The sequence below is a fragment of the Stenotrophomonas sp. GL_101 genome (assembly GCF_057835675.1).
This window is the reverse complement of sequence record NZ_CM174432.1, coordinates 3,670,300-3,682,691: the sequence shown is the minus strand read 5'-3', so window position 1 is coordinate 3,682,691 and position 12,392 is coordinate 3,670,300. Positions and strand designations below refer to the sequence as shown.

The 12,392-nt window shown below is 66.5% G+C and carries 8 protein-coding genes; 5 read left to right on the top strand and 3 right to left on the bottom strand.

Features of this window, described 5'->3' with window-relative positions; genetic code table 11:
• Window positions 1–13 precede the first annotated feature (13 nt).
• Together otsB and AC3IR9_RS16240 are read right to left on the bottom strand one after the other, a co-directional pair.
• A complete protein-coding gene (gene otsB / locus AC3IR9_RS16245) occupies window positions 14–772 on the bottom strand; it encodes a trehalose-phosphatase (protein ID WP_489291983.1) in 759 nt (252 codons plus the stop codon).
• Between the two features lie 166 nt (window positions 773–938).
• Window positions 939–3,389, bottom strand: coding sequence for a TonB-dependent receptor plug domain-containing protein (locus AC3IR9_RS16240; protein ID WP_489291981.1), 2,451 nt, complete (start codon window positions 3,387–3,389; stop codon window positions 939–941).
• Between the two features lie 223 nt (window positions 3,390–3,612).
• Between AC3IR9_RS16240 and AC3IR9_RS16235 the strand changes: the two genes are divergently transcribed.
• The 3 genes from AC3IR9_RS16235 to AC3IR9_RS16225 all read left to right on the top strand — a co-directional run bounded on the left by AC3IR9_RS16235 (window position 3,613) and on the right by AC3IR9_RS16225 (window position 7,693).
• Complete coding sequence (locus AC3IR9_RS16235) at window positions 3,613–4,095, top strand: DUF3574 domain-containing protein (protein WP_489291979.1); 483 nt, start codon at window positions 3,613–3,615, stop codon at window positions 4,093–4,095.
• A 99-nt stretch (window positions 4,096–4,194) separates the two neighbouring features.
• On the top strand, window positions 4,195–5,916 hold the full coding sequence (locus tag AC3IR9_RS16230; protein WP_489291977.1) for a thiamine pyrophosphate-dependent enzyme: 1,722 nt from the start codon (window positions 4,195–4,197) through the stop codon (window positions 5,914–5,916).
• A 166-nt stretch (window positions 5,917–6,082) separates the two neighbouring features.
• Entirely contained in the window at window positions 6,083–7,693 is a 1,611-nt protein-coding gene (locus AC3IR9_RS16225; RefSeq protein WP_489291975.1) for a SulP family inorganic anion transporter, read from the top strand.
• 1 nt (window position 7,694) lies between these two features.
• Here AC3IR9_RS16225 and AC3IR9_RS16220 read toward each other — a convergent pair whose 3' ends face one another.
• Window positions 7,695–8,405 carry a glutathione S-transferase gene (locus AC3IR9_RS16220; protein WP_489291973.1) on the bottom strand — a complete coding sequence of 237 codons (711 nt, stop codon included), beginning with the start codon at window positions 8,403–8,405 and terminating at the stop codon, window positions 7,695–7,697.
• Between the two features lie 229 nt (window positions 8,406–8,634).
• Between AC3IR9_RS16220 and AC3IR9_RS16215 the strand changes: the two genes are divergently transcribed.
• Window positions 8,635–9,465: a DUF3014 domain-containing protein gene (locus tag AC3IR9_RS16215; RefSeq protein ID WP_489291972.1), complete on the top strand. Its 831-nt coding sequence runs from the start codon at window positions 8,635–8,637 to the stop codon at window positions 9,463–9,465.
• Between the two features lie 284 nt (window positions 9,466–9,749).
• A complete protein-coding gene (gene clpB, locus AC3IR9_RS16210; RefSeq protein WP_489291970.1) occupies window positions 9,750–12,335 on the top strand; it encodes an ATP-dependent chaperone ClpB in 2,586 nt (861 codons plus the stop codon).
• Window positions 12,336–12,392 lie beyond the last annotated feature (57 nt).

Below are 12,392 nucleotides of genomic sequence, written 5' to 3'. Positions count from 1 at the left end.
TCGATGACAATGCTCAGTAGGCGTTTTCCTGCAGCCAGGCATGCACGCTGCGGATGTCCGGCAGGGCGAACACGGCGCTGCTGGGGCTGCGCGTGCCGACCAGCACGCTCCAGCCATGCAGTGCATCGGCGGCGTGGAAGCCGAATTCGTCGGTCAGGTCGTCGCCCAGGAATACCGGCAGGCGCCCGCGGAAGGGCGGGTGCTGCATGAGGTGCTGCAATGCGCGGCCCTTGTCGCTGCCCTCGGGCACGAACTCGACCACATGGTCGCCCGGTTGCAGGCGGTAGCCGGCGTTGCCGCGGATGTGCCGGTCGGCGAATGCGCGGACCTCGGTGGCGGCATGCGGTGCGCCGCGCCAGTGCAGTGCCAGGCTGCGCCCCTTGTCTTCCACCAGCACGCCGGGGTGGCCGTGCGCGAAGCGCATCGCCTGCTGGTGCACGGCATGCAGCCACGCGCCGGTATCGGCACTGTCGACGGGGTTGTCGAGGTGGCCGTCGGCACGGCGCAGCTCATGTCCATGCAGGCCTGCGGCAGGCAGGTGCAGGGGAGCGAACAGGGCATCGAGCTGGGCGAGCGGGCGGCCACTGATCAGCGCGACGGCGCCTTCCAGTCGATCGCTGATGCGGCCGATCGCCTCGCGCACTTCCGGCAGCAGGGTGACCGCATCGGGGTCGCGTTCGAATTCGATGAGGGTGCCGTCCACGTCGAGGAACAACGCGCAGGCATCGTCCAGCAACGGCGGCGGCGGACGTGGGGGGAGGTCGTTGGCCATGCCCACCAACATGCCAGCGATGGTGTGATCGTCAGGTCATGGGGCCGGTAACGGGTACCCGTAGAGCCGACCGTTGGTCGGCTGCTGTTCGGTTTGGTCGGCCGCTGTTCGGTGCAGCCGACCAACGGTCGGCTCTACGGCGTCAATCAGAACGTAACGGCGTCAATCAGAACGTATAGCGTACGCGCCCGTAGTAATACGCCCCGTTGCTGCCGATCGGCGACAGCACGTCATAGGGCAGGTTGCCGAAGTAATGGATGTCTTCGTTGGAAGGATCGGAATAGTTGTCGGTCAGGTTCTGCCCGCCTATGGCCACCGCCCATTGCGGGGTGATCTTGAACTCCACTTCGGCATCCAGCTGCCATTCGGCGCCATAGGTCTGGCGCGGAATGTAGCCGTCACCGAAATTGAACACGCGGGTGACGCTGCCGTAGCGGTTGACCCGGCTGCTCAGCGACCAGTGGTCGTTGTTCCAGCTCGCCGCCAGCGAACCACGCGTGCGTGGGGTGGCGTCGGTGAGGGTGTTGGTTTCCTCCACGCCGAACAGAACATAGTCCGGGTCCAGCGCGAGCAACCCGGGCGGGGTGGCCAGTACGTTCTTCAGCGTGGTCTTGGTATAGGCGTAGGTGCCGGTCAACAGCAGTTCGCCATTGCCCAGCGATTGCCGCCAGTTGGTCACCAGCTCGGCACCGCGGGTGCGGGTGTCGGCGGCATTGACGAAGAAGCTGGCGCTCTGCAGGCCGGCCACGCCGAACTGCTGCTGCACATAGTCGGTGAGCGCATCGCCGGTGATGCTTTCCGACAACGCGATGCGGTCGTCGATGTCGATCTGGAAGAAGTCCAGCGACAGATCGAAGTGCGAGCCGATGCGGCTGGTGAAGCCCAGGCTGGTGTTGAGCGACTTTTCCGGCTTCAGCTCGGCGGCGCCCAGCCCGCGTGCGATGGGATTGTTCACCGACAACACGCGCCCCTGCACCAGCTGGCCGGCGGCGTTGTAGCCGGTGGAGGTGGATTCGTACCCAATCTGGGCCAGCGACGGCGCGCGGAAGTTGTTGGAGATCGCGCCGCGCAGCGCGAACGCCGGGGTGAATTCGTAGCGCAGGCCGAGCTTGCCGGTGAGCTCGCCACCGAAATCATCGCTGTGCTCGTAGCGCGCGGCCAGATCGCTGGAGAAGTGCTCGCCGAACTGGCTGGACAGGCTGGCGTACGCGCTGGCGACATCGCGCGACAGCGAGGTGGCATCCTGCGGAGTCAGGCCGCCGCCGGCCTGCGAGCCGGTCGGGCGATCGGTGAACGGGCCGGCAGCGTAGCTGCTTGGGTCGCCCGGGCGGGTCTGGTAGTGGTCGCGGCGCGCTTCCAGGCCCAGGCCGAGGCTGTGGGTGGTGTTCTCGCCCTGGGTGAACACGCGGCCCAGGTCAAGGTTGGCCACGGTCAGTTCGTTCTGATAATCGCCGGTCTTGAAGCGGGTCGGGCTGGTCGGGCCGAGCGAGGCGTTGAGCGAGTCGCGCAGGCGGTAGGTGAACGAGTTGGTGCCGTAATCCAGGCTGGCATCGTAGTTCCACTCGCCCCACTGGCCCTTGGCGCCGGCCACGGCCTGCACGTCGCGGTTCTCACCTTCGGAAATGGGACGGTAACCGTTGGGATACACCTGCGCCCAGTTGGCATCGCTGTCGGGGTAGCGGAAGTAGTTGGCGCCTTCGCTGTCGCGCTGGTTGAAGGTGCTGAAGAAATAGAACTTGGAGGTTTCGCCGAACGGCAGCTCGCTGTTGATCCAGGCGTTCAGATCGCGGGTCTTGCCGTCGCCCAGCACGTAGTTGCGCTGGCCCTGCAGCGCCAGGTTGGTGTCGCTCTGGTCCCACGGCGGAATCTGGTCGAAGCCGGCGCGGTTGGTGCCTTCGTGGTTTTTCAGCTCCAGGCCCACGCGCAGGAAGCCGCCGTCCTCGCCCAGCCGCGTGCCGACCTTGGCGCTGGCATAGCTGGTCTGGCCGTCGGTGAGGGTGCGGTCGATCGGCTTGAGGTTGGTATGGTTGGCACCGAAGCTGGCTTCAAACGCGCCGCCTTCCGGGGCGTCATCCAGGATCACGTTGATCACGCCCGCCACCGCGTCCGAGCCGTACAGCGCGCCGGCGCCGTCGCGCAGCACTTCGATGCGCTTGATCGCGCTGACCGGAATCGCGTTGAAGTCGACCGGGGTGGTGCCCTTGCCGATCTTGCTGTCGGTGTTGACCAGCGCGCTGCTGTGGCGGCGCTTGCCGTTCACCAGCACCAGCACCTGGTCCGGCGACAGTCCGCGCAGCTGTGCGGCGCGGATGTGGTCGGCGCCGCCGGAGTTGGACTGGCGCGGGAAGTTGAACGAGGGCAACAGCGCCTGCAGCGCGCTGCCCAGTTCACCATTGACCACGCCGGCCTTGCGGATGTCCTCGGCGGTGAGCACATCCACCGGCGAGGTCGACTCCAGCACGGTGCGGTCCACCGCGCGGGTGCCGGTGACGATCACGGTGTCCAGCGTGGTGGCCGAGCCGGGCGCGTCCTGCGCAGAGGCATCCTGGGTGAGCAGGGGGGAAGCGAGGACCAGCGCGATGGCAAGGCCAAGGCGCGACGCGGACGGACGGGACATGCGGACTCCAGCAGGACGACGGGGGGGGGCAGAACGGGGGAGGAGGGATAGTTTCAGTTACATCTATCCGGATGAAGCGATATATTATCTTGGCGTGATGGCTGTTGTGATGCAAGTCCCATCGCGAGCTGGCATCAGCAGATAACCGCTGGTCATCAGCGCGGGAACCGGATGTCCTGCACGCTTCTCACCCCTTGATCCACCCGTTTTCCGGAGTCTGTCGATGAAGTCCTACGCCGTTCTGATCGCCCTGGTGCTGGCCGCCAGCGGTTGTGCCACTGCCGCCCCTGCAGCCAGGTCGCCCCCGCCGGCCACGGCCACCGCGACCCTGCAGGGCGATGCTGCGCGCCCGGATGCCGCCGCCGGCTGGGTGCGCAGCGAGCTGTACTTCGGCGTGGGCGAGGAAAGCGGCGCCTCCGAGCGCAAGCAGACCGATGCGATCAGCGAAGAACAATGGCGCGCGTTCCTGGACAAGCAGGTCACCCCGCGTTTCCCGGACGGCCTGACCGTGTTCGACGCCTACGGACAGTGGCTGTTCCGCGGCGCGGCCGAGCCCAACCGCCTGCGCACCAAGGTGCTGGTGGTGCTGCACGAAAACACCCCGCAGCGCCGTGCCGACATCGAAGCGATCCGGCTGGCGTGGAAGCAGGCCACCGGCCACCAGTCGGTGCTGTGGGCGCAGCAGGCGGTGGAAGTCTCGTTCTGAGTGGCCGCTGACGCGCGGATCCGGTGATCACGGGATTCGCACATCGGTGTCACCTGCGCATGGCTAGGCTGGAGCTTCCCCCGTTCTGGAAGGTCCGTCATGAGCAAGCGCGTTGCCGAGATCGTGGTTGAAACCCTGCAGGCTGCTGGCGTCCGTCATTGTTACGGCATCGTCGGCGACACCCTCAACTACGTCACCGATGCCATCCACCACAGCGAGATCGAGTGGGTGCACATGCGCCATGAGGAAGTGGCCGCGTTCGCTGCTGGCGCCGAATCGCTGATCAGCGGGCGGCTGACCGCCTGCGCCGGTTCGTGCGGGCCGGGTGGGCTGCACTTCATCAACGGGGTGTTCGAGACCAACCGCAACCGCGCGCCGATGGTGCTGATCGCCAGCCAGGTGGTGACCGCCGAGCTGGGCATGGAGTTTCCGCAGGAGGTGGATTTCAAAGCGGTATACGCCAGCTGCAGCGTGTTCTGCGAGCAGGTGCACAGCCCCGAGCAGGCGCGCCGGGTGGTGGCGTTGGCCTGCCAGGCGGCGATCAGCCGGCGCGGGGTGGCGGTGGTGATCCTGCCGGCGGACATCAGCGAGGCCGAGGTCAAGCACGATGTGCCGTTTTCAGTGCACTACACCCAGCCGGTGCTGCGCCCCAGCGATGACGAACTGCAGCGCATCGCCGCGTTGATCGGGCAGGGCAAGCGCATCGGCATCTACGCCGGGGCCGGCTGCGAGCACGCGCACGATGCACTGGTGGCGCTGGGCGCGCGGCTGCAGGCGCCGATCGCGCATACCTCGCGGGCCAAGGATTTCGTCGAGCACGACAACCCGTACAACATGGGCATGACCGGCATCTTCGGGATCGAGTCCGGGTACCACACGCTGATGGCCTGCGACACCTTGCTGCTGCTCGGCGCCGATTTTGCCTGGGGCCAGTACTACCCGGACAAGGCCACGATCATCCAGGTGGACCACGATGGCAGCCACCTGGGCCGTCGCCATCCGGTCGACCTGGGCGTGGTCGGCGACATCGGCCCGACGTTGCAGGCGTTGCTGCCGCTGTTGCCCGAGCGCGACGACCGCAGCTTCCTGGACGAATGCATCGGCCACCGCGACAAGGCACTGGCCAGGCGTGCCGAGGAAGAGAAGCCGGGCGAGGGCACGTTGATCCACCCGCAGCACCTGACCGCGCTGATCGACCGCCATGCCAGCGATGATGCGCTGTTCACGGCCGACGGCGGCTCGCCGATGGTGTGGATCCTGCGGCATATCCGCAGCAACGGCCGCCGCCGCACCCTGACCAGCCTGCTGCACGGCACGATGGCCAACGCGATGCCGCAGGCGCTGGGCCTGCAGAAGGCGTATCCGGGGCGGCAGGTGATCTCGCTGTCCGGGGATGGGGGCATCGCCATGCTGCTGGGCGACCTGTTGACCGCGATCCAGGAGGATCTGCCGATCAAGGTGGTGGTCTACAACAACAGCTCGCTGAACTTCGTCGAGCTGGAGCAGAAGGTCGAAGGCCTGCTGGACAACTACACCGACCTGAAGAACCCCGATTTCGGCCGCCTGGCTGAGGTGATCGGGTTCTACGGCCGTACCGTCACCCGCTCCGAGGACCTGGAGCAGGCGGTCAAGGATTTCCTGGGCCACCCCGGCCCAGCGCTGTTGGATGTGCACACCAGCCCGACCGAGCTGGTGATGCCCCCGCAGGTGGAGGCCAAGCAGGTGGCGGGCACCGCGCTGTATGCGGCCAAGGCGTTGCTGAGCGGGCGGGTGGGGGATGTGCGCGACCTGCTGGCGAACAATTTCCTCAACAAGCCCTGAGGCGTCACCACCAACGGTGGCGACCTACCGGAGATCATCCCCGTCCGGTAGGTGCCGACCGTTGGTCGGTACGCCGTTTGCGCCCCGTCGTTCCATTCGCATGCCTGTTACTGGGAGCGCTCTGGCCCTACCATCGGCTACCCCCACCCCATGGCAGTGCCCGCGCATGTCCGCCTCCGCTCCTGTCCCGTCCGGACGCCCCCGCTGGTTCGTCGCCGGCGATTTCAACGGCTTCTTCGGCCTGGTGGTCGACAACCTGTCGATCCTCGGCTTCATCGCGATGGCGCTGGTCGGCATCTTCCAGTTCCCGGCCGACATGGTGTTCGGGCGGATGTTCCCGGGCACCGCCTTCGGCGTGCTGGTCGGCAACGTGCTCTACACCTGGATGGCGCGGCGGCTGGCCGCGCGCACCGGCCGCGATGACGTTACCGCGATGCCGCTCGGCCTGGATGCGCCGACCAGCATCGGCATGGCGCTGCTGGTGCTCGGCCCGGCCTTCCTGGCCTTCAAGGCGCAGGGGCTGGCCCCGCACGATGCGGCCATTGCCACCTGGCAGCTGGGCATGGCCTCGCTGGTGATCATGGGCGTGCTCAAGATCATCCTGTCGTTCTTCGGCGAAGCGGTCACCCGCGCGCTGCCGCGTGCGTCGCTGCTGGGCTCCATCGCCGGCATCGCGATCGTGCTGATGGGCTTCCTGCCGCTGCTGGAAACCCTGCGCTCGCCGATCGTCGGCTTCGTTACCCTGGGCCTGCTGCTGTACGTGCTGATCGCCAAGCGCAAGCTGCCGATCCGTGCGCCGGGGGTGCTGGTGGCGTTCGTGTTCGGCACCGCCCTGTATTACGGGCTGGGCCTGGCCGGGCTGGGCGCGCCGGGCTTCCACGTGCCGGTATGGACGCCGCCGCAGGTGGTGCTGCCGTGGCCGACGCTGGGCTTCATCGAGGGCTTGCCGACGGCGATCACCTACCTGCCGTTGCTGCTGCCGTTCGGCCTGCTGATGGTGGTGGGCGGGATCAACGTCTCCGAGAGCGCGCGCGCGGCCGGTGACGACTACCGCACCCGTGACATCCTGCTGGTGGAAGCGGTGGCCACGCTGGTGGCCGGGCTGTGCGGCGGCGTCGCGCAGACCACGCCGTACATCGGCCAACCCGCCTACAAGCACATGGGCGCGCGCAGCGGCTACACGCTGCTGACCGGCCTGTTCGTGGGCATCGGCGGCATGCTCGGGGTGATCTCCGGGCTGGTGCAGTGGCTGCCGTTGGCGGTGCTGGCGCCGATCATCGTGTACGTGGCCATCGACATCACCACCCAGGCCTTCCAGGCCACTCCGCGCGAGCATGCCGGGGCGATGGTGCTGGGCTTCCTGCCGTCGGTGGCCTACCTGCTGGCGATCAAGGCACCGGGCTGGATCGCCCCGGAGCAGCTGGCGGCGATGACCACTACGCTCGACGGCCATGGCCTGCCGGAGCTTGCGGTGATCTTCACCTTGGGCAACGGCTTCATCATCACCTCGATGCTGTGGATTGCCGCGGTGGTGGCGATGATCGACGGCAAGCTGCTGCGTGCCTCTGGTGTGTTGCTGGTGGCGGCGGCGCTGACCCTGTTCGGGCTGATCCATTCGGTGGACCCGCGCGGCGGCATCTACCTGCCGTGGGACCTGCAGGGCCTGCCGAAGATCATCATGTGGCAGTTTGCCGGTGCGTATGTGGCGTTGGCCGGGTTGCTGGCGCTGCTCTCTTTGCAGAAGCAGGGCCGCGTGGATCACGACCAACGGTCGTGATCTACCGGACGCCGTCCAGTTCCGGGTAGTGGCGGAAGATGCCGTTGGTGTTGAAGGCCAAACGGCGGTCGGAGGCCAGGTAGGCGGCGATGTTCGGCCGCCGCTCCACCCGGTCCTTGAGCGCGCGCAGCAGCGGCAGCTTCGGCCACAACGCCTGCATCCGCCGTGGGAACATGTAGTCCAACCCGCTCACTACCTGGAACAGCGAGAGATCCACGTAGGAATGCTCGCGCAGCGGATGGCGCTCGCCGTTGGCCTTGAGTACGTCTTCGAAGTAGCCGAGAAATTTCGGCAGCCGCTCGGCGCGCATCGCGTCGGCCCGTGCCTTCGCTTCCCGTTTCTGGTCTTCGTAATACTGCGAGGCCGCAATGGGGTGGTGGGTGTCGTGTACCTCCGCGACCAGGTCGGCGAGGGTCAGCTGCAGCTGCAGCGCCTGATGCCTGCGTGAGGCGGCACCGGGCACCAGCCCGAGTTCCGGGCCGAGGTGGTCCAGGATCGCACCGACCTGCGCGATCACCTGCCGGCCGACTTTCAGGAAGGGGGGCGCGAAAGGGCGCAGGCCGTCGGCCTTGCCGTCCAGAAACGGCTGCATCACCGCATCGCCGTGCACGCGTGCCATATCGGTGTAGTTCGCGCCGGCATCTTCCAGGGCCAGGCGGATGAACTCGCCACGGCCCTGGATACCGGTCCAGTAGTAAAGCTCATAGTGCATCGCGGTGCTCCGGCAGGCCAAGGCACAGCATCGGCGTGCAGATGCAAAGCGGATGTGATCGGATCGTGTTCATCGTGCAGGAATCCCGCAAAGGGAGCAGCGGTTCATCGCGCATGCGGAATGATGTGGTGTCAGCACGCACCACGCTTTACCGAAGGTGCGTAGGGAACCCCGGGCAGATGCGCGGGTCACACGTTGTCCATGCAGGTGAAAAGCGAGGTACCGCAACATGCAGAACAGTGGAAAGGCGATCTGGCCTTGGGTGCTCGGCGTGGTGGTGATCGGCAGTGCGGGGGCGTGGTTGTTCAGCGACACCCTGCGCGGTCTTGTCGATGACATACAGGTGCCCGTGCAGGCGCCAGCGGCGCAGGGTGCGGGCACGAAGATACGGCCCGTTCCTGCATCCCCTGCGGCTCATGCGCCGCCTTCCATCCAGCACCCGGTCGATCCCCGTGATGCGGCCGATCCAGCACTGCCCACGCTGGCCGACAGCGATGGGGCGGTGTTCGACGCACTGGCGGCGCTGTTCAACGGCGACGGTGCACTGGCACTGCTGCTGCGCGACCATCTGGTCCAGCGCGTGGTGACCCACATCGACAATCTCGACAAGCCCAGCGTGCCAACGCCTGCGATGGCGGTGCGTGCGCTGCCCGGCAGCCTGCAGGTCGACACCGTGGAGGGCACGACGCACATCGCCGCGGCCAACGCCGCGCGCTACGCCCCCTACGTGACGGCGTTCACCGCGTTGGACGCGGCTGCAGCGGGCAAGGCCTATGTGCGCGTCTACCCTTTGCTCCAGCAGGCGTATGCGGAACTGGGACAGCCCGACGCGTACTTCAATGATCGGCTGGTGGGGGTGATCGACCACCTGCTGCAGACACCGGAGCCGTCCCGTCCGGTGGCGGTGGATCGCGATGAGCGCGGTCGCTATCGCTTTGTCGATCCTGCGTTGCAGTCGCGCTCGGTGGGGCAGAAGCTGCTGCTGCGCATGGATGCCGAGCAGGCGCGGGCGGTGAAAAAGCAGCTGCGCGCGATACGTGCGGTGCTCACCCGCGGCTGACCACGGGCGCGCTACAACGCCTGCAGGAAGGTTTCCAGATCCTGCAGGTCCTGGCGGCCGAGTCCGCGTGGGCGCAGCAGCGGGTCCGGTTGCGAAAAGGGGGCGTGAGCGTCGTGCACGGCCGGGACCGCGCCCGTCACTGGATAATAATGAGAAGGATTCGCAAGTAGTGCAGTATGTGGCCTGTACCGCCAGTGCCGGTTTGTCTTGAATCACTGCACGGCAACCGCATATCGATTACATCTGCCAGCCACGCTGGCCACTACACGAAAGAGGAATTCCCCATGCGGATGGACAAGCTCACCTCGCGCTTCCAACAGGCGCTGGCCGACGCGCAGTCGCTGGCGGTGGGTCGCGACCACAACATCATCGAACCGGTGCACGTGTTCAGCGCGCTGCTCGACCAGCAGGGTGGCAGCACGCGGCCGCTGCTGGCCCAGGCCGGCGTCAACGTGCCGGTGCTGCGCGAGCGCCTCAATGAAGCCCTCGAAGCACTGCCCAAGGTGTCCGGGCAGGAAGGCAACCTGTCGATCGGCAACGATCTGAACCGGCTGCTCAACAACACCGACAAGCTGGCCCAGCAGCATGGCGATGCCTTCATCGCCAGCGAGTGGTTCGTGCTGGCCGCGCTGGATGACAGTGGCACGCTGGGCATGGCGCTGCGCGCCGCCGGTGCCGACAAGAGCAAGATCGACGCGGCCATCGGCAAGATCCGCGGCGGCGAGAGCGTGCAGTCGGAAAATGCCGAAGACCAGCGCCAGGCGCTGGAGAAATACACCATCGACCTCACCGCGCGCGCCGAGAGCGGCAAGCTGGACCCGGTGATCGGCCGCGATGAGGAAATCCGCCGCACCATCCAGGTGCTGCAGCGCCGGACCAAGAACAACCCGGTGCTGATCGGCGAGCCCGGCGTGGGCAAGACCGCTATTGTCGAGGGCCTGGCCCAGCGCATCATCAACGACGAAGTGCCCGAAGGCCTGCGCGGCAAGCGTGTGCTGTCGCTGGACATGGGCGCGTTGATCGCTGGCGCCAAGTTCCGCGGCGAGTTCGAAGAGCGCCTCAAGGGCGTGCTCAACGACCTGTCCAAGAGCGAAGGCCAGGTGATCCTGTTCATTGACGAACTGCACACCATGGTCGGCGCGGGCAAGGCCGATGGCGCGATGGATGCCGGCAACATGCTCAAGCCTGCGCTGGCCCGTGGCGAGCTGCACTGCGTGGGTGCCACCACGCTGGATGAGTACCGCAAGTACATCGAGAAGGATGCCGCGCTGGAGCGCCGCTTCCAGAAGGTGCTGGTGGGCGAGCCGAGCGTGGAAGACACCATCGCGATCCTGCGCGGGTTGAAGGAAAAGTATGCCGTGCACCACGGCGTGGAGATCACCGACCCGGCCATTGTCGCGGCGGCCACGCTGTCGCACCGCTATATCGCCGACCGCCAGTTGCCCGACAAGGCCATCGATCTGATGGACGAGGCGGCTTCGCGCATCCGCATGGAGATCGACTCCAAGCCCGAAGAACTGGACCGCCTGGAACGCCGGTTGATCCAGCTCAAGATCCAGCGCGAAATGCTCAAGAAGGAAAAGGACGAGGCCTCCCGGCAGCGTCTGGCCGACCTGGAAACCGACATCGACGGGCTGGAACGCGAGTTCTCCGACCTCAACGAAATCTGGAAGTCGGAGAAGGCCACGCTGCAGGGCGCGACCCGGATCAAGGAACAGATCGAGCAGGCCAGGCTGGAACTGGAGTCGGCGCAGCGCCGGCAGGATTTCGGCCGCATGAGCGAAATCCAGTATGGCCAGCTGCCGCAGCTGGAAAAGCAGTTGGCTGCTGCGCAGGAAGTGGAAACCACCGAGTTCAAGCTGGTCCAGGACCGGGTCACCGCCGAGGAAATCGCCGAGGTGGTGTCGCGCTGGACCGGTATCCCGGTCAACCGCATGCTGGAAGGCGAACGCGACAAGCTGTTGCGCATGGAAGAGATGCTGCATGCACGCGTGGTCGGCCAGGAGGAGGCGATCAAAGTGGTGTCCGACGCGGTGCGGCGTTCGCGCGCCGGGCTGTCCGATCCGGATCGCCCGAGTGGTTCGTTCCTGTTCCTGGGCCCGACCGGGGTAGGCAAGACCGAGCTGTGCAAGGCCCTGGCCGAATTCCTGTTCGACAGCAGCGACGCGATGATCCGCATCGACATGAGCGAGTTCATGGAGAAGCACAGCGTCGCGCGCCTGATCGGGGCGCCGCCTGGCTATGTCGGCTACGAAGAAGGTGGCTACCTGACCGAGGCGGTGCGCCGTCGCCCGTATTCGCTGATCCTGCTCGATGAGGTGGAGAAGGCGCACCCGGATGTGTTCAACATCCTGCTGCAGGTGCTCGACGATGGCCGCCTCACCGATGGCCAGGGCCGCACGGTGGACTTCCGCAACACCGTCATCGTGATGACCTCCAACCTCGGCTCGCACCAGATCCAGGACATGAGCGGCGACGACACGCCGGAGGCCTACACGCAGATGAAGGCCGCGGTGATGGGCGTGGTGCAGGCGCATTTCCGCCCGGAGTTCATCAACCGGCTGGACGACATCGTGGTGTTCCATCCGCTGGACAAGGTGCAGATCAAGCAGATCGCCCGCATCCAGATGCAGGGACTGGAGAAGCGCCTGGCCGAGCGCGGCCTGCGCATCGAGGTCAGCGATGCGGCGTTCGAGCTGCTGGGCAATGTCGGCTTCGATCCGATCTATGGCGCGCGCCCGCTCAAGCGTGCGATCCAGGCCCAGCTGGAGAACCCGTTGGCGCAGAAGATCCTGTCCGGCGAGTTCAGCAATGGCGATGTGATCCAGGTCGACGCCGCCGACCACCGGCTGGCCTTCATCAAGGGGTGATCCTGCAACGCGCGGAACGCGAACGCCCGGTGGCTGCTGCCACCGGGCGTTTTCATT